At 72.5% G+C, this 24,915-nt stretch carries 26 protein-coding genes; 19 read left to right on the top strand and 7 right to left on the bottom strand.

What is annotated here, in order from left to right:
* Positions 1–19 precede the first annotated feature (19 nt).
* Entirely contained in the window at positions 20–388 is a 369-nt protein-coding gene (locus ACQUSR_RS13040; RefSeq protein WP_431042750.1) for a holo-ACP synthase, read from the top strand.
* A gap of 301 nt (positions 389–689) precedes the next feature.
* Here the strand turns inward: ACQUSR_RS13040 and ACQUSR_RS13035 are convergent, their stop codons facing one another.
* Positions 690–2,135: an NAD(P)H-hydrate dehydratase gene (locus tag ACQUSR_RS13035; protein WP_431042749.1), complete on the bottom strand. Its 1,446-nt coding sequence runs from the start codon at positions 2,133–2,135 to the stop codon at positions 690–692.
* A gap of 168 nt (positions 2,136–2,303) precedes the next feature.
* On the opposite strand from ACQUSR_RS13035, the gene alr reads away from it, so the two are divergent.
* From alr to ACQUSR_RS13015, 4 genes are all read left to right on the top strand, one after another.
* Complete coding sequence (alr, locus tag ACQUSR_RS13030; RefSeq protein ID WP_431042748.1) at positions 2,304–3,500, top strand: alanine racemase; 1,197 nt, start codon at positions 2,304–2,306, stop codon at positions 3,498–3,500.
* A 104-nt stretch (positions 3,501–3,604) separates the two neighbouring features.
* Positions 3,605–4,864: an alpha/beta fold hydrolase gene (locus ACQUSR_RS13025; RefSeq protein ID WP_431042747.1), complete on the top strand. Its 1,260-nt coding sequence runs from the start codon at positions 3,605–3,607 to the stop codon at positions 4,862–4,864.
* A gap of 232 nt (positions 4,865–5,096) precedes the next feature.
* Positions 5,097–5,666: a tRNA (adenosine(37)-N6)-threonylcarbamoyltransferase complex ATPase subunit type 1 TsaE gene (gene tsaE, locus ACQUSR_RS13020; protein WP_431042746.1), complete on the top strand. Its 570-nt coding sequence runs from the start codon at positions 5,097–5,099 to the stop codon at positions 5,664–5,666.
* A 142-nt stretch (positions 5,667–5,808) separates the two neighbouring features.
* Entirely contained in the window at positions 5,809–6,003 is a 195-nt protein-coding gene (locus ACQUSR_RS13015; RefSeq protein WP_431042745.1) for a hypothetical protein, read from the top strand.
* Between the two features lie 66 nt (positions 6,004–6,069).
* Here ACQUSR_RS13015 and ACQUSR_RS13010 read toward each other — a convergent pair whose 3' ends face one another.
* A complete protein-coding gene (locus ACQUSR_RS13010) occupies positions 6,070–6,630 on the bottom strand; it encodes a hypothetical protein (protein ID WP_431042744.1) in 561 nt (186 codons plus the stop codon).
* A gap of 192 nt (positions 6,631–6,822) precedes the next feature.
* Here ACQUSR_RS13010 and tsaB point away from each other — a divergent pair, with 192 nt between their 5' ends.
* The 5 genes from tsaB (at position 6,823) to ACQUSR_RS12985 (ending at position 10,143) form a co-directional block, all read left to right on the top strand.
* Entirely contained in the window at positions 6,823–7,515 is a 693-nt protein-coding gene (gene tsaB, locus ACQUSR_RS13005) for a tRNA (adenosine(37)-N6)-threonylcarbamoyltransferase complex dimerization subunit type 1 TsaB (RefSeq protein WP_431042743.1), read from the top strand.
* Between the two features lie 88 nt (positions 7,516–7,603).
* Complete coding sequence (gene rimI, locus ACQUSR_RS13000; RefSeq protein WP_431047552.1) at positions 7,604–8,167, top strand: ribosomal protein S18-alanine N-acetyltransferase; 564 nt, start codon at positions 7,604–7,606, stop codon at positions 8,165–8,167.
* Positions 8,160–9,272 (top strand): tRNA (adenosine(37)-N6)-threonylcarbamoyltransferase complex transferase subunit TsaD, encoded by a 1,113-nt coding sequence (gene tsaD, locus ACQUSR_RS12995; RefSeq protein ID WP_431042742.1) that lies wholly within the window; start codon positions 8,160–8,162, stop codon positions 9,270–9,272. The genes rimI and tsaD overlap by 8 nt, the downstream gene beginning before the upstream one ends.
* Positions 9,273–9,282: 10 nt before the next feature.
* Entirely contained in the window at positions 9,283–9,531 is a 249-nt protein-coding gene (locus ACQUSR_RS12990; RefSeq protein ID WP_431042741.1) for a hypothetical protein, read from the top strand.
* 45 nt (positions 9,532–9,576) lie between these two features.
* The gene (locus tag ACQUSR_RS12985) at positions 9,577–10,143 is read left to right on the top strand and encodes a hypothetical protein (RefSeq protein WP_431042740.1); all 567 of its coding nucleotides are present in this window, start codon (positions 9,577–9,579) and stop codon (positions 10,141–10,143) included.
* Here the strand turns inward: ACQUSR_RS12985 and ACQUSR_RS12980 are convergent.
* The gene (locus tag ACQUSR_RS12980; protein ID WP_431042739.1) at positions 10,133–11,305 is read right to left on the bottom strand and encodes a class I SAM-dependent methyltransferase; all 1,173 of its coding nucleotides are present in this window, start codon (positions 11,303–11,305) and stop codon (positions 10,133–10,135) included. The two genes, ACQUSR_RS12985 and ACQUSR_RS12980, sit on opposite strands and share 11 nt — an antisense overlap.
* Before the next feature lie 283 nt (positions 11,306–11,588).
* Here ACQUSR_RS12980 and groES point away from each other — a divergent pair, with 283 nt between their 5' ends.
* Both groES and groL read left to right on the top strand, forming a co-directional pair.
* A complete protein-coding gene (gene groES / locus ACQUSR_RS12975) occupies positions 11,589–11,897 on the top strand; it encodes a co-chaperone GroES (RefSeq protein WP_431042738.1) in 309 nt (102 codons plus the stop codon).
* A 136-nt stretch (positions 11,898–12,033) separates the two neighbouring features.
* Positions 12,034–13,662 (top strand): chaperonin GroEL, encoded by a 1,629-nt coding sequence (gene groL / locus ACQUSR_RS12970; RefSeq protein WP_431042737.1) that lies wholly within the window; start codon positions 12,034–12,036, stop codon positions 13,660–13,662.
* 81 nt (positions 13,663–13,743) lie between these two features.
* On the opposite strand, the gene ACQUSR_RS12965 is transcribed toward groL, so the two are convergent.
* Together ACQUSR_RS12965 and ACQUSR_RS12960 are read right to left on the bottom strand one after the other, a co-directional pair.
* Positions 13,744–14,550 carry an SDR family NAD(P)-dependent oxidoreductase gene (locus tag ACQUSR_RS12965; RefSeq protein ID WP_431042736.1) on the bottom strand — a complete coding sequence of 269 codons (807 nt, stop codon included), beginning with the start codon at positions 14,548–14,550 and terminating at the stop codon, positions 13,744–13,746.
* Positions 14,551–14,598: 48 nt separating this feature from the next.
* Positions 14,599–15,273 carry an MOSC domain-containing protein gene (locus tag ACQUSR_RS12960; protein ID WP_431042735.1) on the bottom strand — a complete coding sequence of 225 codons (675 nt, stop codon included), beginning with the start codon at positions 15,271–15,273 and terminating at the stop codon, positions 14,599–14,601.
* Positions 15,274–15,354: 81 nt separating this feature from the next.
* Between ACQUSR_RS12960 and ACQUSR_RS12955 the strand changes: the two genes are divergently transcribed.
* A complete protein-coding gene (locus ACQUSR_RS12955) occupies positions 15,355–16,266 on the top strand; it encodes a LysR family transcriptional regulator (protein WP_431042734.1) in 912 nt (303 codons plus the stop codon).
* Positions 16,267–16,423: 157 nt separating this feature from the next.
* On the opposite strand, the gene ACQUSR_RS12950 is transcribed toward ACQUSR_RS12955, so the two are convergent.
* A complete protein-coding gene (locus ACQUSR_RS12950; RefSeq protein ID WP_431042733.1) occupies positions 16,424–16,738 on the bottom strand; it encodes a WhiB family transcriptional regulator in 315 nt (104 codons plus the stop codon).
* A 386-nt stretch (positions 16,739–17,124) separates the two neighbouring features.
* On the opposite strand from ACQUSR_RS12950, the gene ACQUSR_RS12945 reads away from it, so the two are divergent.
* The 5 genes from ACQUSR_RS12945 to ACQUSR_RS12925 all read left to right on the top strand — a co-directional run bounded on the left by ACQUSR_RS12945 (position 17,125) and on the right by ACQUSR_RS12925 (position 22,197).
* Positions 17,125–17,736 (top strand): response regulator transcription factor, encoded by a 612-nt coding sequence (locus ACQUSR_RS12945; RefSeq protein ID WP_003948568.1) that lies wholly within the window; start codon positions 17,125–17,127, stop codon positions 17,734–17,736.
* Between the two features lie 415 nt (positions 17,737–18,151).
* On the top strand, positions 18,152–18,757 hold the full coding sequence (locus ACQUSR_RS12940; protein WP_431042732.1) for a sigma-70 family RNA polymerase sigma factor: 606 nt from the start codon (positions 18,152–18,154) through the stop codon (positions 18,755–18,757).
* Positions 18,758–18,908: 151 nt separating this feature from the next.
* Positions 18,909–20,411 (top strand): IMP dehydrogenase, encoded by a 1,503-nt coding sequence (gene guaB / locus ACQUSR_RS12935; protein ID WP_431042731.1) that lies wholly within the window; start codon positions 18,909–18,911, stop codon positions 20,409–20,411.
* Positions 20,412–20,596: 185 nt separating this feature from the next.
* Positions 20,597–21,727 (top strand): GuaB3 family IMP dehydrogenase-related protein, encoded by a 1,131-nt coding sequence (locus ACQUSR_RS12930; RefSeq protein WP_431042730.1) that lies wholly within the window; start codon positions 20,597–20,599, stop codon positions 21,725–21,727.
* A 188-nt stretch (positions 21,728–21,915) separates the two neighbouring features.
* Positions 21,916–22,197 (top strand): hypothetical protein, encoded by a 282-nt coding sequence (locus tag ACQUSR_RS12925; protein WP_431042729.1) that lies wholly within the window; start codon positions 21,916–21,918, stop codon positions 22,195–22,197.
* Between the two features lie 104 nt (positions 22,198–22,301).
* Here the strand turns inward: ACQUSR_RS12925 and ACQUSR_RS12920 are convergent, their stop codons facing one another.
* Positions 22,302–22,985 carry a hypothetical protein gene (locus ACQUSR_RS12920; protein ID WP_431042728.1) on the bottom strand — a complete coding sequence of 228 codons (684 nt, stop codon included), beginning with the start codon at positions 22,983–22,985 and terminating at the stop codon, positions 22,302–22,304.
* 460 nt (positions 22,986–23,445) lie between these two features.
* On the opposite strand from ACQUSR_RS12920, the gene ACQUSR_RS12915 reads away from it, so the two are divergent.
* Positions 23,446–24,603, top strand: coding sequence for a rod shape-determining protein (locus ACQUSR_RS12915; protein ID WP_431042727.1), 1,158 nt, complete (start codon positions 23,446–23,448; stop codon positions 24,601–24,603).
* The last annotated feature ends 312 nt before the right edge of the window (positions 24,604–24,915 follow it).

Here is a 24,915-nt window from a genome sequence, read left to right as displayed (position 1 = left end):
GTACGGGGGCGGGTACGGCGTGATCATCGGGGTCGGGATCGACGTCGCCGAGATCGACCGCTTCGCGGACGCGATGGAGCGGACGCCGTCCATGGCGGCGCGGCTGTTCGTGGAACGGGAGCTGTTCCTGCCCAGCGGTGAGCGGCGCGGCATCGCGTCGCTGGCCGTCCGCTTCGCCGCGAAGGAGGCCGTGGCCAAGGCCCTGGGCGCACCGGGCGGCCTGCACTGGACGGACGCCGAGGTGGTGACGGAGGACACCGGCCGCCCCCGCCTCACGGTCCGCGGCACGGTGGCGGCACGCGCGGAGGAACTGGGCGTACGGCACTGGCACGTCTCGCTGAGCCATGACGCGGGGGTCGCGTCGGCGGTGGTGATCGCGGAGGGGTGACGCCTCCCGGCGTGGGCCTGCGGTGTCGCCTCCCGGCGAGGGGCCGTGGGGGCCCACCGGGGCGCCGCCGGGAGGGAACTCCCACCCGGCCGCAGCCGCGAGGACGGCGGGAGGGGGCGCGTCGGGGTGCCCCCGCAGCGCGGCGAACATCTTGCCGGCGACCCTGCGGATGGGCAGTAGGTTCGCCGACCGAGGAGGTACCCCTGGGGGCACCCCCAGCGGCCGCGCTGGGGGAGGTCCCGACCCAGCCGACCACCGCAGGCGCACCCGTGCCACGGACTGGGGAGGGAACCCGGCGGGGTCAGGCCGAGGCGACCTCCGCCCACGCGTCGCCGAGTGCCGTGGCCACCTCGTACGCCGTGATCGGGGCGCCCTGTCGGCCCGTGGCGCGGCGGGCCGCCAGGCCGTGCAGATACGCGCCCGCCGACGCCGCTTCGCGCGGGTTCAGGCCCGTGGCCAGCAGCGAGCCCGTCAGCCCCGACAGCACGTCCCCGCTGCCCGCCGTCGCGAGCCAGCCGGTGCCCGTCGGGTTGACCCGGACCGGGCCGCCGTCCGGGGCGGCGACCAGCGTCGTGGAGCCCTTGAGCAGCGCGGTGGCGGCGAAGCGGTCCGCCAGCGCCCGCACCGACCGCAGCCGGTTCGCCTCGACGTCCTCGCGCGAGGTGCCCAGCAGCGCCGCAGCCTCCCCGGCGTGCGGGGTGAGCAGCGTGGGCGCCGTCCGCCCCATGTCGCGCGGCAGCAGCCGCAGCCCGTCGGCGTCGACGAGTACGGGCACGTCGGAGGCCAGGACGTCGTCCAGCGCCTGCCGCGCGACCGCGTCGTCGCCGAGCCCGGGGCCGACCACCCACGCCTGTACGCGCCCCGCCTTGTGCGGCGGTCCGGCGTGGACGAGGGTCTCGGGGAACCGGGCGATCACCGCGTCCGCCGCCGGGCCGACGTACCGCACCGCCCCGGCACCACCGCGCAGCGCGCCCGCGACGGCGAGTACCGCGGCACCGGGGTAGCGCGCCGAACCGGCGACCACGCCGACCACGCCCCGCCGGTACTTGTCGCTCTCGGGCTCCGGCCGCGGCAGCAGCTCGGCGACGTCCGCATGGTGGAGCGCCTCGACGTCCGGGGCCGACGGCAGCCACGGTGCGAGCCCGATGTCGATCAGCCGCAGCGCCCCGGCGTGCTCGTGCGCGGGGTCGATGAGCAGGCCCGGCTTGTACGTGCCGAAGGTGACCGTCATATCGGCGCGGACGGCGGCGCCGGGAGCCTCGCCGCTGTCGGCGTCCACGCCGCTGGGCAGGTCGGTGGCCACGAGGATGCCGCGTACGGCCCGCACCAGGCGCTCGGCGTCGGGCCGCAGCCCGCCCCTGCCGCCGATGCCGACGATGCCGTCGACGACGAGGTCGGCGCGGCCGACGGCGGTGAGTGCGTCGAGGGAGTCCGCGGGCACGCCGCGCCCGCCCGCCGCCCGCAGGGCCCGCAGCCCGCCGCTGTGCGCCCGCTCCGGCGTGAGCAGCACGGCGGTGACCCCGGCGCCGCGGCGGGCCAGCCGCGCGCCCGCGTAGAGGGCGTCGCCCCCGTTGTCGCCGCTTCCGACGAGGAGCGCGACCCGCGCCCCGTAGACGCGGCCCAGCAGCTCGGCGCAGACGGCCGCCAGCCCGGCGGCGGCCCGCCGCATGAGCGTGCCCTCCGGCAGCCGGGCCATCAGCGCCCGCTCTGCGGCCCGTACGGTCTCGACGCGGTAGCCAGTCCTCATGGGCACCAGTGTCCCCAATGGCCCACGCCCGGTCTCGCGATTGCCGCGTTGCCGGGCGTCGCTCAGCGAAGGGGAAACACCGTGGTGGCGGGAGAAAACGACCCGCCCGGGCCCGAGGACGCCCGGGTCGGGGGTGGGTGGCCGCCGCGCCCTGAGACACTGGCTGGGATGACTACAAACTCCGGAGCTAGTGCATCCGCCCCCGCCCCCGGCGTGCCGGCCGCCTCCGGCGAGCCCGCTCCGCGTGCCCGCGCCGAGATCGACCTGGCCGCGCTGCGGGCCAACGTCCGGGCGCTGCGGGAGCGGGCGTCGGGCGCCGAGCTGATGGCCGTGGTGAAGTCGGACGCGTACGGGCACGGCGCGGTCCGGTGCGCCCGCGCGGCGCGGGAGGCCGGGGCGGGATGGCTGGGCACCGCGACGCCCGAGGAGGCGTTCGCGCTCCGGGCCGCCGGCGACCGGGGACGGCTGATGTGCTGGCTGTGGACGCCCGGCGGGCCCTGGCGGGAGGCCATCGAGGCGGACATCGACGTGTCGGTCAGCGGGATGTGGGCGCTGCGCGAGGTCATCGCCGCCGCCCGCGCCGCCGGCCGCACCGCCCGGATCCAGCTCAAGGCCGACACCGGCCTGGGCCGCAACGGCTGCCAGCCCGCGGACTGGGCGGACCTCGTGGCGGCCGCCCGCGCCGCCGAGGCCGAGGGCACCGTGCGCGTCACCGGCCTGTGGTCGCACTTCGCCTGTGCCGACGAGCCCGGCCACCCCTCCATCGACGCCCAGCTCACCGCGTTCCGGGAGATGACCGCGTACGCCGAGGGCCGGGGGCTCGCCCCGGAGGTCCGGCATCTCGCCAACTCCCCGGCGACGCTCACCCTCCCGCAGGCGCACTTCGATCTCGTACGGACCGGGATCGCCTGCTACGGCATCTCGCCGATCCCCGAGATCGGCGCCCCCGCCGACTTCGGTCTGCGCCCGGTCATGACGCTCACCGCGGCCCTCGCCCTGGTCAAGCGGGTGCCGGGCGGCCACGGTGTCAGTTACGGCCACCACTACACCACCCCCGGCGAGACCACCCTCGCCCTCGTTCCCGTCGGCTACGCGGACGGCATCCCGCGCCACGCCTCGGGCACCGGCCCGGTGCTCGTCGCGGGCAAGTGGCGGACCATCGCGGGCCGGGTGGCGATGGATCAGTTCATCGTGGACCTGGGCGGCGACGCCGCCGCGCCCGGCGACGAGGCGGTGCTCTTCGGCCCCGGCGACCGCGGCGAGCCGACGGCCGAGGACTGGGCCCGCGCCGTCGGTACGATCGCGTACGAAATCGTCACCCGGATCGGGACCCGGGTGCCGCGCGTCTACGTCGACGAGCGCTGAGACGTCCGCCGGCACGGACGTCGGGACGTCGTTCTGAGGCGGCCGCCGAAGGCACGGGCGCACGGGCACGGGCACGGGCACGCGAGCATGGGGACGTGAAGGGCATGGGCGACACCACGGCCGGAGCGCCGGCGGCGAACGGCGGCTGGCGGCGCGGCGCGGGCCTCGCCGGCGCCGCGCTGGGCGTCGTCGCGGCGGGCGCGGCGGCCGGTGTCGCGCTGGAGCGGCTGACGGTCGGCCGCGACGTACGGCGCAAGGCGCGGCTGGCGCTGGACGCGGCGGGCCCGTTCGGCACGCTCCGCGGCACCCCGGGAACGGTGCTCGCCGACGACGGCACCGAGCTGTACTACGAGGTCGAGGAGGGCCCGGCGCCGGAGCCGCCCGCGCCGTCCCTCACCTCCCGGATCTTCGGCCGCCGCGCCGCCCCCGCCCCGCCCACGGTGGTCTTCAGCCACGGCTACTGCCTCGCCCAGGACTCCTGGCACTTCCAGCGCGCGGCGCTGCGCGGCGTCGTCCGCGCCGTCTACTGGGACCAGCGCAGCCACGCCCGCTCCGGTCGCGGCCACACCCAGCTCGACACGCGCGACCCGGTGAGCATCGACCAGCTCGGCCGCGACCTGAAGGCCGTCATCGACGCGGCGGCGCCTGATGGCCCGCTGGTCCTGGTGGGCCACTCCATGGGCGGCATGACGATGATGGCGCTGGCCGCCCAGTACCCGGAGCTGGTGCGCGAGCGCGTCGCGGGCGTCGCCCTCGTCGGCACCTCGGCGGGCGAGCTCGGCGAGGTCAGCTTCGGGCTGCCGGCGGCGGGCGTGAAGGCGGTCCGCCGCGTACTGCCCGGTCTGCTCAGGGCCCTCGGCTCGCAGACGGAGCTCGTCGAACGGGGCCGCCGGGCCACCGCCGACCTCTTCGCCGGGCTGATCAAGCGCTATTCGTTCGGATCGAAGGACGTGGACCCGGCGGTGGCGCGGTTCGCGGAGCGCCTCATCGAGGCGACCCCGATCGACGTGGTCGCGGAGTTCTACCCGGCGTTCGTGGAGCACGACAAGTCGGAGGCGCTGGCCGTCTTCGACGGGCTGCCGGTGCTCGTGCTCGCGGGCGACAAGGACCTGATCACCCCCAGCGAGCACAGCGAGGCCATCGCGGAGGCCCTGCCCGGCGCGGAGCTGGTGATCGTCCCGGACGCCGGGCACCTGGTGATGCTGGAACACCCTCAGCTGGTCGACGCGCACTTGGCCGACCTGCTCGCCCGGGCGGGCGTGGCCGCCGCGCGGGCGGCGGGTGCGGGTGCGGACGGGACGCCGGGGGCGGGCGGTCAGCCGCGGTCCGGGCGTGCGGACGGCGCCCGCCCGGCCCACGGCTGATCCGGCCTTCGGCCGGTCCGGCCCACGCCTGGTCCGGCCCACGCCTGGTCCGGCCCACGGCTGATCCGGCTCACACTTGGTCCGGCCCACGGCTGATCCGGCTCACACTTGGTCCGGGTCACAGGCGACCTCACCCAACGGCCGATCCCGCCCGCGACTGATCCGGCCCGCGGCCGCCGCCCCGTCCGCCGCGGCCTCCGCGGGCCGCCGCGTCCCCGTACCATCGGCGGGTATGAACGACCCGCGCACCGCACCGACGCTCGCCACTTCCACCGCCGCGGCCGTCACGGCCCGGCTCTCGGTCAGTACGGCCGAGGAGATGCGGGATCTGGGCCGCAGACTCGCGAAGCTGCTGCGCCCCGGTGATCTGGTTCTGCTCACCGGTGAGCTCGGCGCGGGCAAGACGACGCTCACCCGCGGTCTCGGTGAGGGGCTGGGCGTACGCGGCGCCGTCACCTCGCCGACCTTCGTCATCGCACGCGTCCACCCGTCCCTGGGCGACGGTCCGCCGCTGGTCCACGTCGACGCGTACCGCCTCGGCGGCGGCCTGGACGAGATGGAGGACCTCGATCTCGACGTGTCGCTGCCGGATTCGGTGGTGGTCGTCGAGTGGGGCGACGGCAAAGTCGAGGAGCTGTCGGAGGACCGGCTGCACGTCGTCATCGAGCGCGCGGTGGGCGCGGCCGCGGGCACGGAGGCGGCGCATCTGACCGACCCGAACCCGGACGACGTACGCGAGGTGACGGTGACCGGCGTGGGCTCGCGCTGGACGGCGGCGGACCTGTCCGTCCTGGCCGGGTGACGGCCGCGCCACCCGAACAGCTCTCTCATAGTTTCCGACAAGCCGTCGGCAAGATGTTGCGCGCACGGTACCGGCCGTGGTCACATGGAGTGAGAGAGCGGGTTAGGTGTGCCTAACTCTCGACTCCGAACAGGAGGCATCTATGTCGGCGCAGAAGCCCTCCGCCGCCGTGCCGACCGGGCGAGGCGAGCAGCCGTCGATGCGTGATCTGCTGGCGTCCTGTGCGGCGGCCAACGCGGTCTCCACGCCGCCCGAGGAGCAGACGGAGCCGGTCGAGGAGTGCCGCGACCGCGATGAGGAACGGGCGCCGCGCAGCGCCGAGCGGGACGCCGCGTAGCGCTTGCGGGACGACGAGAGTCGCTTGCGGGACGACCAGGGCCGCTTAGAGGGCGACCACGGACGCTTACGGAACGACGACGACCTTGGTCTCGTTCGTCGCGAAGTCCCACATCGCCGAGCCGTCCTCGCGGCCCTGCCGGATGCCGCCCGTCTTCTTCCGCGCGTTCGGATTGGGCGTCGAGCCGTCCAGCGCCGAGCTGAACCCGAACACTATCCCGTTCGCCTGGTGGAAGATCACGACGTGCTCGACCTGCACGCCGTCCGAGCCGACGAGGCCCGCCGACCGCGAGGTGACGCCGTACGCGCCGGGCTCGGGGTCCACCGAGCTGGGCGCGACCTTGAAGGTGCGCAGCGCCCGTTCGTCAGCGCCGACCAGCCACACCCGCTTCGCGCCCACCGCGTAGACCACGCGCCGACCGGTGCCGGAGTCCGCGGGCACCTTCTTCGCGTCCCGCCCCTCCTTCCCCTTACCGCCGTCCTTGGGGCTGCTGCTGCGGGAGTCCGAGCGGGCCTGAGTGGGATGGTCCGGGGCGGTCGCGTTGGCCTGGTAGGCGAGGAAGCCGACGGCGGCTATCGCCGCTGCGGTGAGTGCGGCCACGGCGGTTCCGGTGCTGCTGCGTGCCACGGCTGTGCCACCTTTCGTACGACCGTATTCCCGTATCCCACATCTCGTCACCGCGACCGTAGCACCCCACCCCTCGCCGTTCCGGCGCCCAAGTGCCGGACGGGCCGGAAAATCCAGCCCGTTGGGGTCGCCCGGACGGCCCCGGGGGAGAGCGCGGGACCGGCGGCCCGCCGCGCGCCGTAGGCTGGTCCCGTGCTGCTGCTCGCCCTTGATACCGCCACCCCCGCCGTCACCGCCGCCCTCCACGACGGAACGCAGGTCGTCGCCGAGTCGAGTCAGACCGACGCCCGCCGCCACGGCGAGCTGCTCCTGCCCGCCGTGGACCGCGTCCTGCGGACGACGGGACACGCCCTGGCCGACGTGACCGGCGTCGTCGTCGGCGTCGGACCCGGGCCGTACACCGGGCTGCGCGTCGGCCTGGTCACCGCCGCCACCTTCGGGGCGGCGCTCGACGTCCCCGTCCACGGGCTGTGCTCGCTGGACGGCATCGCGTACGCCGCCGGGCAGGCCGGCCTGACCGGGCCGTTCGTCGTCGCGACGGACGCGCGCCGCAAGGAGGTCTACTGGGCGCGGTACGACGACCCGCGCTCGCGCGCCACCGAGCCCGCGGTGAACCGCCCCGCCGAGATCGCCGAGCGGTTCCCCGAGATCGCCGAGCTGCCCGCCGTCGGCGCGGGCGCGCTGCTGTACCCGGACTTCTTCGGCGACGTGCCGGCGGGCATGCCCGAGCACCAGTCGGCGGCCGCGCTGGCGGCCCTGGCGGCGGAGAAGCTGGCCGCCGGTGAGTCGGTGGAGTCGGGCGGCTTCCTGCCGGACCGCCCGCTGTACCTGCGCCGCCCCGACGCGCAGGTGCCGGCGAACTACAAGGTGGTCACGCCGCGGTGAGCGACGCAGCGGACGGAGAAGCGGGCACCTCCCAGCCGTCAGGGCTGGGGGAGGGCGAGGAGACACGGTGACCGTCGTACTGCGCGAGATGCGCTGGTGGGACATCGAACCGGTGCTGGTGCTCGAACACGACCTGTTCCCCGAGGACGCCTGGTCGCGCGGCATGTTCTGGTCCGACCTGGCCCACGCCCGCGGCCCGGACGCGAACCGCCGCTACGTCGTCGCGGAGGACGTCACGGAGGAGGGGGAGCGCCGGGTCGTCGGCTACGCCGGGCTCTCCGCGATCGACGGCACCGGCGACGTGCTGACCATCGGCGCCGCCCGCGACCACTGGGGCACGGGCCTTGGCGCCCGGCTCCTGACCGCCCTGCTCCAGGCCGCGACCGCCTTCGAGTGCCACGAGGTGCTGTTGGAGGTGCGCGTGGACAACACCCGCGCGCAGCGCCTCTACGAGCGCTTCGGCTTCGAGCCGATCGGCTTCCGCAAGGGCTACTACCAGCCGGGGAACGTGGACGCGCTGGTGATGCGGCTGGGGGATCCGGCGAGCGCCCCGCGACCCGCGGCACCGTCCTCCGCCGCCTCCGGCCCCACGGCGGGCCACACCCCCATCCCAGGAACGCACGGAACACAAGGAACCCACACCCATGGCTGACGAACCTCTCGTTCTCGGCATCGAGACCTCCTGCGACGAGACCGGCGTGGGCATCGTGCGCGGCCACACGCTGCTCGCCGACGCCGTCGCCTCCAGCGTCGACGAGCACGCCCGCTTCGGCGGCGTGGTCCCCGAGGTCGCCTCCCGCGCGCACCTGGAGGCGATGGTCCCCACCATCCAGCGCGCCCTGAAGGAAGCCGGAGTCGCCGCCTCCGACCTGGACGGCATCGCGGTAACGGCGGGCCCGGGGCTCGCGGGTGCCCTGCTGGTCGGCGTCTCGGCGGCCAAGGCGTACGCGTACGCGCTGGGCAAGCCGCTGTACGGGGTGAACCACCTGGCCTCGCACATCTGCGTCGACCAGCTCGAACACGGCGCGCTGCCCGAGCCGACGATGGCGCTGCTGGTCAGCGGCGGTCACTCGTCCCTGCTGCTCGCACCGGACATCACCGCCGACGTCCGCCCGCTCGGCTCCACCATCGACGACGCCGCGGGTGAGGCGTTCGACAAGATCGCCCGGGTGCTGCACCTCGGCTTCCCCGGCGGTCCAGTCATCGACCGGATCGCGCGCGACGGCGACCCGGCCGCGATCGCCTTCCCGCGCGGCCTGACCGGTCCGCGCGACCCGGCGTACGACTTCTCCTTCTCCGGCCTCAAGACGGCGGTCGCGCGCTGGATCGAGGCGAAGCGGGCGGCGGGCGAGGACGTGCCCGTGGCCGACGTCTCCGCGTCCTTCCAGGAGGCGGTCGTGGACGTGCTCACCCGCAAGGCGGTCCGCGCCTGCAAGGACAACGGCGTCGACCACCTGATGATCGGCGGCGGCGTGGCGGCCAACTCCCGGCTGCGGGCGATGGCGGAACGGCGCTGCGAGGACGCGGGCATCACGCTGCGCGTGCCGCGGCCGAAGCTGTGCACGGACAACGGCGCGATGGTGGCGGCGCTCGGCGCGGAGATGGTGGCCCGCAACCGGCCCGCGTCGTCGTGGGACCTGTCGGCGGACTCCTCGCTGCCGGTGACGGAGACCCACGTACCGGGCCACGACCACGGCCATGACCACCACGACCACGACCACTTCCACGAGCTGAGCAAGGACAACCTGTACTCATGAGGGGCACGGCATGACCGTCGCGCTGATGTGGGAGGCGCGGGCGGCGCAGGACCGGGGCGCGGAGCTCCTGGAATGGGCCAGGAGGCAGGAGCTGGCCCCCGCCCCGTCGCGCCGTGAGACGTTCCGCGCGCCCGAGGACCGGGTCCTGGTCGTCACCTGGTGGGACGCCGCGTACGACGCCGAGCTGCCGGAGCTCCCGGAGCCTCCGGAGGGACTGGCCCGCCGGGCCGTGCACCGCTGGCGGTTCGAGCAGGTCTGACGCCCCACCCGCGGGTGCGCCGGGGCCGGGGTGGACACTTGAACGGTGACCGCTCCCCTGATCGAGCCCGCACCGCGAGCACAGACCGCACCGCAGCCACCGGAGCTGCCGCAGCTGGCACGGAGATACCTGGCCCCGGGCCGGGCCCTGGGCCTGTGGCTGCTGACGGCCCTGCTGGTCCTGGGCTGCGTCCTGGCCGTGCCGGGCGTCGGCTACATGTCGGAGGGCGAGCCGTTCGGCGTCGTCGTGGGCGCGGTGTTGCTCGGCATCGCCCTGGCGCTGGCAGTCCCCTCGGTCCTCATACTGGCCGACGGGATACGCGAGGAGGCCGACGCCAGGGACCGCCTGCACGACGAGGCCGCGGCAGGTGACGCCGTGGCGGTCACCGCCTGGCACACCCCCGCCCGCGCGCTCTTCTGGTTCCTGCCGTCCTTGGTGCTGTGCTGCACGGGCCTCGCCCTGGCCGGCACCCTGGTCGTCTCCGGATCCGGTTCCGACGCGATGTACCCCGCGGTCCTGGCCATCACCGGCATACTCACCACCACGGGAGCCCTGGGCCTGCTCAAGTCGGTCGACTACTACCGCCTGGTGGCCCGCCGCCTCACCGGCTGACCGGGTGCCCCAGCAGCATGGTCGGAGCCCCCGCCACCCGGGTGAGGATGACCGTGCAGGAGTTCGCTCCGTCGAGCTTCAGCTTTCTGCGCAGCTCCTCCGGCTCCACCGCCGACCCGCGCTTCTTCACCGTCACCACGCCCACCCCGCGCTCCCGCAGCAGCGCCTTCAGCCGCTTGACGTTGAACGGCAGCACGTCGGTGATCTCGTACGCCGACGCGTACGGAGTCGGCACCAGCCCGTCCGCCGTCACGTACGCGATGGTCTCGTCGATCAGCCCGCCGCCGACCTCCTCCGCCACCTCGGCGACCAGATGCGCGCGGATCACGGCGCCGTCCGGTTCGTAGAGGTAGCGGCCCACGGGGCGTACGTCCGGGTCCGGCAGGCCGCGGCCGGTGAGCGACACGCCCTGGGGCAGCAGCGTCGCCCGGCGCGCGCCCGGCTCGGCGCCGAACCACAGGACGGCCTCCTTCACGTCCCCGCCGTCCGAGACCCACTCCGCCTCGGCGTCGTCGGGGATCGCCTCGTGCGGGATGCCCGGCGCGATCTTGATGGCACCGAAGTCGGCCGCGCGGGCCGTCTCCACGGCCCAGGACAGCGGCGGTGAGTACGCCTCCGGGTCGAAGATCCGGCCCCGGCCGCCGCGCCGGGCGGGGTCGATGAACACGGCCTCGTACTCCTTGGCCCCCGGGTACGTCGTGACGTCCGCGCACACGGCGTGCAGCAGCTCGGACACCCCGAGCGCCTCGGCGTTGGCCCGCACGACCGCGCAGGTCAGCGGGTCGCGATCGACGGCAGGGACGACGAAGCCGCGCGCGGCGAGCGCGAGCGCGTCGCCGCCGATGCCGCAGCACAGGTCGAGGACCTCCACGGGCCCGTGGTCGGCGAAGCGTTCGGCGCGGTACCGGGCGACCGACACCCGGGTGGACTGCTCCAAGCCGTTGGGGGTGAAGTACATGCGGTACGCGTCCGCGCCGAACTTCGCCTCCGCCCGCTGCCGCAGCCGCGCCTGGGTCAGCGCCGCCGAGACCAGCTCGGCCGGGTGGTCGCGGCGCAGCCGGGTCGCGGTGGCCAGCTCGCGGGCCGGGTCGTAGTCCCGGAGCGCGGCCAGCAGCTCCTGTCCCTCGGGGGAGAGCAGTCGGTCGAATGCGTCAACGTCCACCCGCCCATTGTCCCCGTCCGGAACCTTGCCCAGGACCGGGCCGTTGCCCCAGGTGGATGGGGGTCGCGGAGCGCCGAGGGGGCGCGCGGCGGCGCCGACGCGCCCAGCAGGTTGGCACTCTAGTTGACTGAGTGCTAACCGCGTCCTAGTCTCAGGGCTGGCACTCCGCACCATGGAGTGCCAACACAGCGACGGGCAGGTCCGGCACCCGCGACGACGGATCGACCTGGTCGCCACCTCAGACAGTTAACCCCGTGAGATCTCCGAAGGGGGAGGTCGGATCGTGACGACCGCCAGCTCCAAGGTTGCCATCAAGCCGCTTGAGGACCGCATCGTGGTCCAGCCGCTCGACGCCGAGCAGACCACGGCCTCCGGCCTGGTCATTCCGGACACTGCCAAGGAGAAGCCCCAGGAGGGCGCTGTCCTGGCCGTGGGCCCGGGCCGCTTCGAGAACGGCGAGCGCCTGCCGCTCGACGTGAAGGTCGGCGATGTCGTGCTCTACAGCAAGTACGGCGGCACCGAGGTGAAGTTCGATGGCGAGGAGTACCTCGTCCTCTCGGCCCGCGACGTGCTCGCGATCGTCGAGAAGTAATTCACCGAAGTTGCTTTTGAAGTGCGCCCCTGGTTCCCGCTCTGACACGGACGGGGCAGGGGCGCAGTTCGTTTCGCGCGATGCCGGCCGCTGCCAGGGCGGCCGCCGATCGCAACGAGAGGACTGAATCGCTCCCATGGCGAAGATTCTGAAGTTCGACGAGGACGCCCGTCGCGCCCTTGAGCGCGGCGTCAACAAGCTTGCCGACACCGTGAAGGTGACGATCGGCCCCAAGGGCCGCAACGTCGTCATCGACAAGAAGTTCGGCGCCCCGACCATCACCAACGACGGTGTCACCATCGCCCGCGAGGTCGAGATCGAGGACCCGTACGAGAACCTGGGCGCCCAGCTCGTCAAGGAGGTGGCGACCAAGACCAACGACATCGCGGGTGACGGCACCACCACCGCCACCGTGCTGGCCCAGGCGCTGGTCCGCGAGGGCCTGCGCAACGTCGCCGCGGGTGCCTCCCCGGCCGCGCTGAAGAAGGGCATCGACGCCGCCGTCAAGGCCGTCTCCGACGAGCTGCTCGCGACCGCCCGCCCGATCGACGAGAAGTCCGACATCGCCGCCGTCGCCGCGCTGTCCGCCCAGGACCAGCAGGTCGGCGAGCTGATCGCCGAGGCGATCGACAAGGTCGGCAAGGACGGTGTCATCACCGTCGAGGAGTCCAACACCTTCGGTCTGGAGCTGGACTTCACCGAGGGCATGGCCTTCGACAAGGGCTACCTCTCGCCGTACTTCGTCACCGACCAGGAGCGTCTCGAGGCCGTCCTCGACGACCCGTACATCCTGATCCACCAGGGCAAGATCTCCTCCATCCAGGACCTGCTGCCGCTGCTGGAGAAGGTCATCCAGGCCGGTGGCTCCAAGCCGCTGCTGATCATCGCCGAGGACGTCGACGGCGAGGCGCTGTCCACGCTGGTCGTCAACAAGATCCGCGGCACCTTCAACGCGGTGGCCGTCAAGGCCCCGGGCTTCGGTGACCGCCGCAAGGCGATCCTCGGTGACATCGCCACCCTCACGGGTGCCACCGTCATCGCCGAGGAGGTCGGCCTCAAGCTCGACCAGGCCGGTCTGGACGTGCTGGGCACCGCCCGCCGGGTCACCGTCACCAAGGACGACACCACCATCGTCGACGGTGCGGGTAACGCGGAGGACGTGGCCGGCCGCGTCGCGCAGATCAAGGCCGAGATCGAGGCCACGGACTCCGACTGGGACCGCGAGAAGCTCCAGGAGCGCCTCGCGAAGCTGGCCGGCGGTGTCGCCGTGATCCGCGTCGGTGCCGCCACCGAGGTGGAGCTGAAGGAGAAGAAGCACCGTCTGGAGGACGCCATCTCCGCGACGCGCGCCGCGATCGAGGAGGGCATCGTCTCCGGCGGTGGCTCCGCGCTCGTGCACGCCGTCAAGGTGCTGGAGGGCAACCTCGGCCTCTCCGGCGACGAGGCCACCGGTGTCGCCGTGGTCCGCCGCGCCGCGGTCGAGCCGCTGCGCTGGATCGCCGAGAACGCCGGCCTCGAGGGCTACGTGATCACCGCCAAGGTGGCCGAGCTCGACAAGGGCCAGGGCTTCAACGCCGCGACCGACGAGTACGGCGACCTGGTGAAGGCCGGCGTCATCGACCCGGTCAAGGTCACCCGCTCCGCGCTGGAGAACGCCGCGTCCATCGCCTCCCTGCTGCTCACCACCGAGACGCTCGTGGTCGAGAAGCCGGCGGAGGAGGAGGCCGAGGCGGGTCACGGCCACGGCCACGGCCACTCGCACTGACCCCCGGTCAGGGCCCGAAGAACAAGGCTGAGGCCCGGACTTCCCCTCGGGGAGTCCGGGCCTCGCCCGTGTCCGGGGACGTCAGGCCTTGTCGCCCACTTTCGCCTCGCCCGCTCTCTTGTCGCCGTAGTAGCGGCCGTGGTTGGGCGAGATGCGGGGCATCGCACCGCGCGGAGCCAGCTTGAACAGGCCCAGCATCGTCTTGTACCGCAGATCCGGGACGGACAGCGTCTTCCCGCGCGCGAAGTCCTTCAGCGCGATCCTGACGAGCCGGTCCGGCTCCAGCCACATCCACTCCGGCACCTCGGCCATGACCATCCCGGCCCGCTCGTGGAACTCCGTCCGTACGTAGCCGGGGCACACCGCCATCGTCCGTACGCCGCTCGTCGCCAGGTCCTGGGGCATGCCCTGCGTGAACTGCACGATCCACGCCTTGCTCGCCCCGTACGTGCCGCGCGGTAGGTACGCCCCCGTCGACGCGACGTTGATGACCCCGCCGCGCCCCCGCTCACGCATGGGGACGATGGCCGCCGTGGACAGCCGCAGCACCGCCTCGCAGTGCACCTTGAGCATCCTCAGCTCGTCCGACAGGGGGACGTCGAGATAGGTGCCGCGGTTCGCGAAGCCCGCGTTGTTCACCAGCAGCTCGACGGGGCGCTTGGAGTCCGACAGCCGCTTCTCGACGGATGTGATCCCGCCGTCCTGCGCCAGGTCCGCGCGCAGCACCTCCGCCTCCACGCGGTGCCGGTCATGCAGCTCGGCGGCCTGCTCCCGGAGCCGTTCCTCGTTGCGCGCCACCAGCACCACGTCGTAGCCGTCGGATGCGAGACGGCGGGCGAAGGCGGCGCCGATCCCCGAAGTGGAACCCGTGATCAGTGCAGTCGTCATAGAACGCACGGTAGCCACGTCGTCGCGCACCGGCATCCGGAGGCGGGATCAGCGCCCCGGGTCCGCCGCGTGGCCGGCCGCGTACTTCCGGGCCCGCTCCGACTCCTCGGCGGGCAGTGCCGAACCGGCCGCCAGCACCCGCGGCAGCAGCGTCCGCTCGGTCGTCAGCGCGCGGAACAGGAACGACACGGTCACCTCGTGGTCCGGCCGGTGAACGATCTCGACCGGATCCCCGGCCTGGATCTCGCCCGGCTCGACGACCCGCAGATACGCGCCGGGCGCGGCCGCCTGGGTGAACCGCTTCATCCAGCCGCGCTCGCCGAGCCAGCCCGCGAACGTACGGCACGGGATGCGCGCCGTGGCGACCTCCAGGACCACAGCGCGGCCGATCCGCCAGCGCTCGCCGATCAGCGCGCCGTTCACGTCCACGCCGAGGGTGGTGAGGTTCTCGCCGAACACGCCGTTGGGCAGCTCGCGCCCCAGGGCCTTCTCCCAGCCGTCCAGGTCCTCGCGGGCGAAGGCGTACACGGCCTGGTCGTCGCCCCCGTGGTGGCGCAGGTCGCCCACCGTGTCTCCCGCGACGCCGCTGCCGGCCGTCCCCTTGGGCCCCGGCGCGGCCACGGCCACCGGTCGGGTGACGGGGCGCTTGTCGATGCCGGTGAACTCGGCGCTGGTGTAGTCGGCGGAGTGCGGGCGGCCCAGGTTCACGGAAAGCAGCTGCATGAGGGGCACCGTAAGGGACACAGGACCAAAGGGGCGAACTGACTTTTCCGGTTGACTCCAAGCAAGGCTTATGCTCGGAGCGTGATCGAGGCTCGTCATCTCCGGGTGCTGCGCGCTGTGGCCGCCACCGGCTCCTTCTCCGCCGCGGCGCGGGAACTGGGCTGCACGCAACCCGCCGTCAGCCAGCAGATGAAGGCCCTGGAGCAATCCGCGGGCACGCCGCTGCTGGTGCGTACGGGCCGCGAGATGCGGCTGACGGAGGCGGGCGAGGCGCTCGTACGGCACGCCGCGGGCATCCTCGCCGGGCTGACGGCCGCCGAGGAGGAGGTCGCGGCGCTCGCCGGGCTGCGGGCGGGCCGGGTCCGGTTGGCCTCGTTCCCCAGCGGCAGTTCGACGCTGGTCCCCTGCGCGCTGGCCGGGATGCGGGCCGCACACCCCGGCACCCGGGTCTCGCTGGTCGAGGCCGAGCCGCCGCGTTCGGCGGAGATGCTGCGGGCCGGGGACTGCGAGATCGCGCTCGCCTTCCGGTACCCGGAGGTGCGCGGCTCGGATCCGGCGGCGGAGGCGGAGTGGGACGACCTGGTGGTGCGACCGCTGCTCGCCGACCGGCTGGTGGGCGTCGTCCCGGAGACTCACCGGCTCGCCGGGGCGGGTCCGGTGGGCATCGCGGAACTGGCCGGGGAGTCGTGGATCGCGGGCTGCCCGCGCTGCCGCCGCCACCTGGTGGAGGTCTGCGAGGGCGCGGGCTTCACCCCCCGGATCGACTTCGCGACGGACGACTACCCGGCGGTCATCGGCTTGGTGGCGGCCGGGCTCGGGGTCGCGGTGCTGCCTGAACTGGCGCTGGAGTCGGTACGGGCCAAGGGCGCCGCGACGGTGCCGGTGGAGCCCGTCGTACAGCGCGAAGTCGTAGCGCTCACGCTGCCGGACCTGGCCCGGGTGCCGGCGGTGGCGGCGATGCTGGACCGCCTGGAACACGCGGCCCGCCGCTGACCCGCGTCGCCCTATTCGTCCAGTCCGTCGGCGGGGCGGCGGAGAGGGGCGGGGCAGCGCAGAAGAAACGTTTCCTCACTCGCGCGCGTCACTCGCGCACACCGGACCGCGCGCGGCGCAGCCCTCGGCCCCCGCCTGCACGGCGCGCACCGCGCCGTCACGTCTTCTGCGCGCCGGACGCGGCGATGACCCGGTGCCGGGCGCGCCCCATGAGCTCTTCTCGCTCGTCCTCGGTGAGTCCGCCCCATACGCCGTAGGGCTCCCGTACCGCCAGCGCGTGCGCCGCGCACTGCGCGCGCACCGGGCAGCGCATGCAGACCTCTTTCGCCGAGGACTCCCGGGCGCTGCGGGCCGCGCCGCGCTCGCCCTCGGGGTGGAAGAAGAGTGAACTGTCGACTCCGCGGCACGCGGCGAGGAGCTGCCAGTCCCACAGGTCGGCGTTGGGACCGGGAAGTCGGGAGAAATCGGCCATTGCTTCTATCCCCTCGATGCGAACGGGTGTGGCCGCGGTGCTCACGACCGTACATCCGCTGTGTAAGCAGATGAAAATATGACTCATTGCGAATCTAGCCACACATGGCGTCAGATGGGAAGCAAGGTCGCCAAATGCCACTCATCGGGGCATGGCGGAGGAACGGGGCGACGCGAGTGGTGAAGCGGTTCCGTGTCCGCGCCCTCACGTAGAGTGTCGAAGGCGGCCGCCGAAGCCCGTAACTCTTTCGGGTGACCGTCGTTGAGAGTGCGAGGCGGTTGATGGATGAAGCTCTCGGACGGGCGTCCGAGGCGGTCAATCGCTCAGGTGACGATACGTACAGCCTGGAGGCACAAGGTGACGCTCATCAGCTGCGGAGGGCGGCCATGACATCCGTCCTCGTCTGCGACGACTCCCCGCTTGCCCGAGAGGCGCTGCGTCGCGCGGTCGCGACCGTGCCCGGCGTCGAGCGCGTGACGACGGCGGCCAACGGCGAGGAAGTCCTCCGCCGCTGGGGCGCCGACCGCTCGGACCTGATTCTGATGGACGTACGGATGCCCGGGCTCGGCGGCGTCGAGACCGTGCGTCGGCTGCTCTCCGCCGACCCCGGCGCGCGCATCATCATGCTGACGGTCGCCGAGGACCTGGACGGGGTCGCGCTCGCGGTCGCCGCCGGCGCGCGCGGCTATCTGCACAAGGACGCGTCCCGCGCGGAGCTGCGCGCCACCGTGACCCAGGCGCTCGCCGACCCCACCTGGCGGCTGGCCCCGCGTCGGCTGCGCTCCGCGGAGATGGGCGCCGCCCCGACGCTCACCGCGCGGGAGATCCAGGTGCTGGAAGGCATGAGCCACGGCCGGTCGAACGCGGAGATCGGCCGCGAGCTGTTCCTCTCCGAGGACACGGTGAAGACGCACGCGCGGCGGTTGTTCAAGAAGCTCGGCGCCTCCGACCGGGCGCACGCGGTGGCGCTGGGCTTCCGCTGGGGCCTGGTCCGCTGATCTCTCCGTGGCGCGCAACGCGATGCGGTCGCGGTGCGCGCCACCTTTGGTCGCGGTGGTCGCGGCGGAAAGCCGCTGCTCAACGGCCGCGGCGAACGGGCGCCGACGTGCACCACGGTGGGTGACGGAAGGGGCCGTACGCCGAAACCTCACCGGATGCCGCATCCTTGAGGTGTGACTCCTCCCCGGCTGAGACCGCGGCATCTCGCTCGGTCAGAGACCTCACGACGGACAAGCGCTGTTCGAGGCCGCGTGGCACGGGCAGAAGCTACCGGTGGAGTCGTGAGCACGGGGCGGGTATACCCGAAAGGGGGAGGCGCGGGACGTGAGTGCGAAAACACCGACACGTAACGGTTCGGTGCACAACCTTGAGGCCGGTGCCGTAGATCGTGAGCGGCCGAGGCACCATGGACCGATGCGCGACGACGAGAACCTGGGGTCGCCCACGGCCGCAGCGGGCCCAGGGGACATCGGTTCCCTCGTCCGGCGCGCAGTCGAGGGCGACGAGCGCGCCACACACGACTTGCTCGCCCGTGTGCACCCGCTCGCCCTGCGCTATTGCCGTACCCGGCTGTCCCGGCTGCCGGGTGACGCCCGGCACTTCGTGGACGACCTGGCGCAGGAGGTGTGCCTCGCCGTGTTGTGCGCGCTGCCGCGCTACCGCGACACGGGGCGTCCCTTCGAGGCGTTCGTCGTGGCCATCGCCGCCCACAAGGTCGCCGATCTGCAGCGGGCCGCCATGCGGCACCCCGGCAGTACGGCGGTGCCGTCGGACGAGATGCCGGAGCAGCCGGACGACTCGCTCGGCCCGGAGGAGCGGGCGCTGCTGAGCAGTGACGCCGAATGGGCCAAGAAGCTGCTGGCCAACCTCCCGGAGAACCAGCGCGAGCTGGTGCTGCTGCGGGTCGCGGTCGGGCTCACGGCGGAGGAGACCGGACAGATGCTGGGGATGTCGCCGGGCGCGGTGCGCGTCGCCCAGCACCGTGCGCTGAGCAGGCTGCGGGCGCTCGCCGAGCAGTGAGCCCCTGACGACCGGCCGTCAGGCTCGTGTGAACGTACGACGTCGTCGGAACGTACAAGTGACGGGGCCCTCATCAATCGTGGAATGAGCCACCGGCGGAGGCCGTTAGCATGGGAGTCCGCGCTGGGGCAAGACCATTTGGAAGGGTGTCATGACTGACAACGTCGACGGGGTGCCTGAGAAGTTCGCGATGCTCGGGCTGACGTACGACGACGTGCTGCTGCTGCCGGGCGCCTCCGAGGTGCTGCCGAACGCGGTCGACACCTCGTCCCGGATCACCCGGAACGTACGGGTCAACATCCCGCTGCTCTCCGCGGCGATGGACAAGGTCACCGAGTCGCGGATGGCCATCGCGATGGCCCGTCAGGGTGGCGCGGGAGTCCTGCACCGCAATCTGTCGGTCGAGGACCAGGCCAACCAGGTCGACCTGGTCAAGCGGTCGGAGTCCGGCATGGTCACCGACCCGATCACCGTCCGCCCGGACGCCACGCTGCATGAGGCGGACGCCCTCTGTGCGAAGTTCCGGATCAGCGGTGTGCCGGTGACGGACGCGGCGGGCAAGCTGCTGGGCATCGTCACCAACCGCGACATGGCCTTCGAGCTGGACCGCAGCCGCCAGGTCCGCGAGGTCATGACCCCGATGCCGCTGGTCACCGGCAAGGTCGGGATCTCCGGCGAGGACGCGATGCAGCTGCTGCGCCGGCACAAGATCGAGAAGCTGCCGCTGGTCGACGACGCGGGCCTGCTCAAGGGCCTGATCACGGTCAAGGACTTCGTCAAGGCCGAGCAGTACCCGAACGCCGCCAAGGACGCGGAGGGCCGGCTGATCGTCGGTGCCGCGGTCGGCGTCGGCGACGAGGCGTACGAGCGGGCCCAGGCGCTGGTCGAGGCCGGTGCGGACTTCCTGGTCGTGGACAGCGCGCACGGCCACAGCCGCGGCATCCTCGACATGATCGCCAAGATCAAGTCCAACATCTCGGTCGACGTGGTCGGCGGCAACGTCGCCACCCGCGACGGCGCCCAGGCGCTGATCGACGCGGGCGTGGACGGCGTCAAGGTCGGCGTCGGCCCGGGCTCCATCTGCACCACCCGGGTGGTCGCCGGTATCGGCGTCCCGCAGGTGACCGCGATCTACGAGGCCGGCCTCGCCTGCCAGGCCGCTGGTGTGCCGCTCATCGGCGACGGCGGTCTGCAGTACTCCGGCGACATCGCCAAGGCCATCGCCGCCGGCGCGGACACCGTGATGCTGGGCAGCCTGCTGGCCGGGTGCGAGGAGTCGCCGGGCGAGATGGTCTTCATCAACGGCAAGCAGTTCAAGTCCTACCGGGGCATGGGGTCGCTGGGCGCGATGCAGTCGCGTGGCCAGGCCCGTTCGTTCTCCAAGGACCGCTACTTCCAGGACAACGTGCTCTCCGAGGACAAGCTGGTCCCCGAGGGCATCGAGGGCCAGGTGCCCTACCGCGGCCCGCTGTCCTCCGTCGCCCATCAGCTGGTCGGTGGCCTGCGTGCCTCGATGGGGTACGTCGGCTCGGCGACGGTGCCGGAGCTGAAGGAGAAGGGCCGCTTCGTGCGGATCACGGCGGCCGGGCTCAAGGAGAGCCACCCGCACGACGTGCAGATGGTGACCGAGGCGCCGAACTACTCGCGGCGGTGACAGACCGCCTACGCGTGGCGGACCGACCGCGTGGCGGACCGACTGCGCGTGGCGGTATGCGGCGGTATGCAGCCGTTCGCGGACCGTTTGTATGACCGGAAGCCCGTGGCTGTGGACAGCCACGGGCTTCCGCACGCCCGTCGGGGATACTGGACGGGCAGACACAAGAGGGAAAGGCCACACACGTGACTGAGATCGAGATCGGGCGCGGCAAGCGCGGCCGCAGGGCGTACGCGTTCGACGAGATCGCCGTCGTCCCCAGTCGTCGTACGCGGGACCCCAAGGAGGTCTCGATCGCCTGGCAGATCGACGCGTACCGCTTCGAGCTGCCGTTCTTGGCCGCGCCGATGGACTCGGTGGTCTCGCCGCAGACCGCGATCCGCATCGGTGAACTGGGCGGGCTCGGGGTGCTCAACCTCGAAGGTCTGTGGACGCGGTACGAGGACCCCGAGCCGCTGCTCGCGGAGATCGCCGAGCTGGACGAGCGGACCGCGACCCGCCGGATGCAGGAGATCTACGCCGAGCCGATCAAGGAAGAGCTGATCGGGCAGCGCATCAAGGAGGTGCGCGACTCGGGCGTGGTCACGGCCGCCGCGCTCTCCCCGCAGCGCACCGCCCAGTTCTCCAAGGCCGTGGTGGACGCGGGCGTGGACATCTTCGTGATCCGCGGCACGACGGTCTCGGCCGAGCACGTCTCCGGCGCCGCCGAGCCGCTGAACCTCAAGCAGTTCATCTACGAGCTCGACGTCCCGGTGATCGTCGGCGGCTGCGCCACGTACACCGCGGCGCTCCACCTGATGCGCACGGGCGCGGCCGGTGTGCTGGTCGGCTTCGGCGGCGGCGCCGCGCACACCACCCGTAACGTGCTGGGCATCCAGGTCCCCATGGCCACCGCCGTGGCCGATGTCGCGGCCGCCCGCCGGGACTACATGGACGAGTCCGGCGGCCGGTATGTGCACGTCATCGCCGACGGCGGCGTCGGCTGGTCCGGCGACCTGCCGAAGGCCATCGCGTGCGGCGCGGACGCGGTCATGATCGGCTCCCCCCTGGCCCGCGCGACGGACGCCCCCGGCCGCGGCCACCACTGGGGCATGGAGGCGGTCCACGACGAGGTCCCGCGCGGCAAGCGGATGAACCTCGGCACGGTCGGCAGCACGGAGGAGATCCTCCTCGGCCCGTCGCACACCCCGGACGGCTCGATGAACTTCTTCGGCGCGCTGCGCAGGGCGATGGCGACGACCGGCTACAGCGAGCTGAAGGAATTCCAGCGGGTCGAGGTCACGGTGGCCCCGGCGGCGGACCACGGCAAGCGGTGAGGTTCTGACGGACGGTTGTCCGGAAACGGTGAGGGCCCGACCACGGGGTGGTCGGGCCCTCACCGTTGTCGGCTGGTGTGCAGGATCGTTTCTCTATAGGATCTCGCGGGTTGATCTTGAGCGGGGTGTGATGCCTCGCCCACGTGCCGTGACCAAGGCGCGTGCGTAAGAGAAGGGGGAGATCCGGCATGAAGAAGCTGGTTGTGCGAAGCGTTGGTTCGCTGTCCGTGGCTGCGGCCCTGGTCGCGGGCGCGTTGACGTTTGCGGCTCCGGCGCAGGCCGACACCTACAAGTGCCAGGAAGTGCTGAAGAGCCGTGGCTACCGGGTCGGGCAAAAGGCCACGCAGGCATGCAAGGCGGCTGAAGCTAACGATTTGGGGTTGGGTCAGATGACCTGTATCACGCAGCTCAAATGGCTCGGCGTTAAGGAGGATCACGCCAGGTTTGCTTGCTCGTACGGTGCTAAGTAACTGAGCAGCAGCAGGAGGCCGTTGTGCCCCCTCTGGTTCGTGACGGCGAGGGGCCCCGACCGCGGATGCGGTCGGGGCCCCTCGCCGTTGGTGCTGGTGCCGTGTCAGCCGCGCTCGCCGACCTTCTTGGCGACACCGAAGGCAGCGACCGGCGACAGGGCCATGAAGATCCAGGTCATGGCGTCGGCGTCTTCCTTCCACCCATCGAACAGGCCATTGGCGCCAGGGGCGTCGACCAGCGGGGTGTTGAAGTGCTCGAAGAAGAGCTTGAACGCGGACGGGGCCTCGCTGGAACCGAGGTTCTTCTCGATTACCTCCTGCGGCACACCCTGCTTCTCCGCGGCGTCCACGATGTTGGACATCCAGTCGCTGGAGACCATGGCGTAGCCGTACAGCTCACCGAAGAACACGCCGACCAGAGCCAGCACCGCGCCAAGCACCCACAGGCCCTGGTTGCGGCCGCCGAACTTGGCGACCACGAAGCCGACGAGGGCGCCGAGGGCGACACCGGCGTACGCGAACTGCGTGATCTCCGGCTGCTCGCCGTCCGTGTCGGCCACGGCGCTCATCAGGAACGCGTACAGGAACCCGCCGACGACGGCCGCGACGATGCCGAGGACGATCGCCAGACCGGCGTTGCCCTGCTGCGGGGCCGGGGGCGGGGGCGGGGGGAAGCCGCCGCCGTACGGGGCCTGCGGCTGCGGCTGGCCGTAGCCCGGCTGCTGGGGCTGCTGCGGGTAGCCGTACCCGCCCGGCTGCTGAGGCGGCTGCTGCCAGTTCTGGCTCATGACAATCCCCCGGGGATGAAGGTGATGGGCCGCGCTCCGGGGACAGATGCTGCTTGGAGGCGGCGGAAAGTGCGTACCTCAAGCTAACAGGAGGGCATGACAATCCAACAAGTCACGTCTGGCGTCCGTGACACGGCTGGGACCGGACGGAGACAAGCCGTCCCTTATATGGGGATTATGTGGGCCTATTCGGCGAGGGGCTTCGCCACCAGGTAACTCTCCACACTGGCAACGGCGTAGAACATCAGATCGTTCCTACTCGGCGCCTCCTCTTGTCAGTAGTCGGTAATCAGCCGGAAGCGCCGGGTCGGAGTGTCCGCCGCGGCGGCTCCCCGGGCGGACCGCGGGCGTGATCATGGACGCACGCTAGCAGCGCCGTAGCTCCTTGGGGTGAGGTCGTCGGTGACAGAGGGGACGCCGGGCGCGAAGTGGAACCGGGCATAAGCAATAATCTCAACTTATGGCGCAAAGTAAGTCGTTCACCGGACGGGACATGGGTATCGACCTCGGCACCGCGAACACGCTGGTGTACGTACGGGGGAAGGGAGTGGTGCTCAACGAGCCGTCGGTCGTCGCGGTCAACGCGGTCGACGGAAGCGTGTTGTCGGTCGGCTCGGAGGCGAAGGAGACGATCGGCAGGACCCCCTCGCACATCGTCGCGGTCCGCCCACTGCGAGACGGAGTGATAGCGGACTTCGAGATCGCCGAGCGGATGTTGCGTTACTTCATCAAGAAAGTGACCGGCAGTCGGCTGCTCGCCCGGCCCCGCGTCGTCGTCTGCGTGCCCTCCGGCATCACGGGCGTCGAGCGGCGCGCGGTCATCGAGGCCGCCTCACAGGCCGGGGCGCGACAGGTGCACCTGGTCGAGGAGCCGATGGCGGCCGCGATCGGTGCGGGGCTGCCGGTCGGCGAGCCGACCGGCAGCATGGTCGTGGACATCGGCGGCGGCACGGCCGAGGTCGCGGTCATCTCGCTCGGCGGGATCGTCACGGCGCGCTCGGTCCGCACCGCAGGCGACGCGATGGACGCCGCGATCACCGCGTACGTGAAGAAGCAGTACGCCCTCGCCATCGGGGAGCGCACCGCCGAGGAGATCAAGATGCGCATCGGCTCGGCCGCGCCCGGCGGGGCCTGGACGGCGGCCGGGCTGGCCGAGCAGCCGGAGTCCCGGCACGTGCGCCTGCCGGAGACGGACGGCGCGGGCGGCGACCCGGAGCAGACCCAGGGCCTGCTGCCGCCGGAGCGTTGCACGGTTCGCGGTCGCGACCAGGTGACCGGGCTGCCCAAGGTGCTCGAACTGACCGCCGACGAGGTGCGGCACGCGTTGGCCGAGCCGGTGGACGCGATCGTCGAGGCCGTCCGCGCCACGCTGGACGAGACCCCGCCCGAGCTGGCCGGCGACATCATGGACCGCGGCATCGTGCTGACCGGTGGCGGTGCGCTGCTGCGCGGGATGGACGTCCGGCTCAGCCGCGAGCTGGACATCCCGGTGCTGCTCGCCGACGACCCGTTGGACTGCGTGGCGGTCGGCACCGGCCGCTGCGTGGAGAACTACGCGGCGCTCCGAACGGTGCTGGACGCCAAGCCGCGCATGGCGGCCGGCACGGCCCGCGGGTAACCGGTCGGTGCCCCGGCGTCGCGCGCGTGCCCGACGCCGCGCGTCGGGGGCCGTCGCTCTGCCGGGTGCATCGCGGGCTGTCCCACCGCCGGGTGCATGTGCGCTGTCGCCTTTGCCGCGCGGTCTTCAGGGCTTCCCGGGCCTGCCGTCGGGCGTGGCGTGTTCGCCGTGCGCCGGGCCGCCGTTGAGGGGGTACTCCTCGTTGCCCGGGCGTGCTTCCCGCCTTCAGGGCGTGGGCTTGGTCCTCGTGCTCGTAACCCCGCCTGGGCGCGCCCGCTGGCCTTCCAGCCGGTCCGGTGCTTGAGGACAGAG

The sequence above is a fragment of the Streptomyces sp. P1-3 genome (assembly GCF_050613155.1).
Lineage (GTDB): Bacteria > Actinomycetota > Actinomycetes > Streptomycetales > Streptomycetaceae > Streptomyces.
This window is presented reverse-complemented; position numbering and strand designations above follow the sequence as displayed.

Bases quoted from the DNA above. Each gene is read 5' to 3' on its own strand.
- ACQUSR_RS12960 (WP_431042735.1), bottom strand. From the start codon at position 15,273: ATGCAGCTGCTTTCCGTGAACCTGGGCCGCCCGCACTCCGCCGACTAC.
- groL (WP_431042737.1), top strand. From the start codon at position 12,034: ATGGCGAAGATTCTGAAGTTCGACGAGGACGCCCGTCGCGCCCTTGAG.
- ACQUSR_RS13035 (WP_431042749.1), bottom strand. From the start codon at position 2,135: ATGAGGACTGGCTACCGCGTCGAGACCGTACGGGCCGCAGAGCGGGCG.
- alr (WP_431042748.1), top strand. From the start codon at position 2,304: ATGACTACAAACTCCGGAGCTAGTGCATCCGCCCCCGCCCCCGGCGTG.
- tsaD (WP_431042742.1), top strand. From the start codon at position 8,160: ATGGCTGACGAACCTCTCGTTCTCGGCATCGAGACCTCCTGCGACGAG.
- tsaE (WP_431042746.1), top strand. From the start codon at position 5,097: ATGAACGACCCGCGCACCGCACCGACGCTCGCCACTTCCACCGCCGCG.
- ACQUSR_RS13015 (WP_431042745.1), top strand. From the start codon at position 5,809: ATGTCGGCGCAGAAGCCCTCCGCCGCCGTGCCGACCGGGCGAGGCGAG.
- guaB (WP_431042731.1), top strand. From the start codon at position 18,909: ATGACTGACAACGTCGACGGGGTGCCTGAGAAGTTCGCGATGCTCGGG.
- rimI (WP_431047552.1), top strand. From the start codon at position 7,604: ATGCGCTGGTGGGACATCGAACCGGTGCTGGTGCTCGAACACGACCTG.
- ACQUSR_RS12950 (WP_431042733.1), bottom strand. From the start codon at position 16,738: ATGGCCGATTTCTCCCGACTTCCCGGTCCCAACGCCGACCTGTGGGAC.
- ACQUSR_RS13025 (WP_431042747.1), top strand. From the start codon at position 3,605: ATGGGCGACACCACGGCCGGAGCGCCGGCGGCGAACGGCGGCTGGCGG.
- ACQUSR_RS12945 (WP_003948568.1), top strand. From the start codon at position 17,125: ATGACATCCGTCCTCGTCTGCGACGACTCCCCGCTTGCCCGAGAGGCG.
- ACQUSR_RS12940 (WP_431042732.1), top strand. From the start codon at position 18,152: ATGCGCGACGACGAGAACCTGGGGTCGCCCACGGCCGCAGCGGGCCCA.
- ACQUSR_RS12965 (WP_431042736.1), bottom strand. From the start codon at position 14,550: ATGACGACTGCACTGATCACGGGTTCCACTTCGGGGATCGGCGCCGCC.
- ACQUSR_RS12925 (WP_431042729.1), top strand. From the start codon at position 21,916: ATGAAGAAGCTGGTTGTGCGAAGCGTTGGTTCGCTGTCCGTGGCTGCG.
- ACQUSR_RS12990 (WP_431042741.1), top strand. From the start codon at position 9,283: ATGACCGTCGCGCTGATGTGGGAGGCGCGGGCGGCGCAGGACCGGGGC.
- ACQUSR_RS12915 (WP_431042727.1), top strand. From the start codon at position 23,446: ATGGCGCAAAGTAAGTCGTTCACCGGACGGGACATGGGTATCGACCTC.
- ACQUSR_RS12920 (WP_431042728.1), bottom strand. From the start codon at position 22,985: ATGAGCCAGAACTGGCAGCAGCCGCCTCAGCAGCCGGGCGGGTACGGC.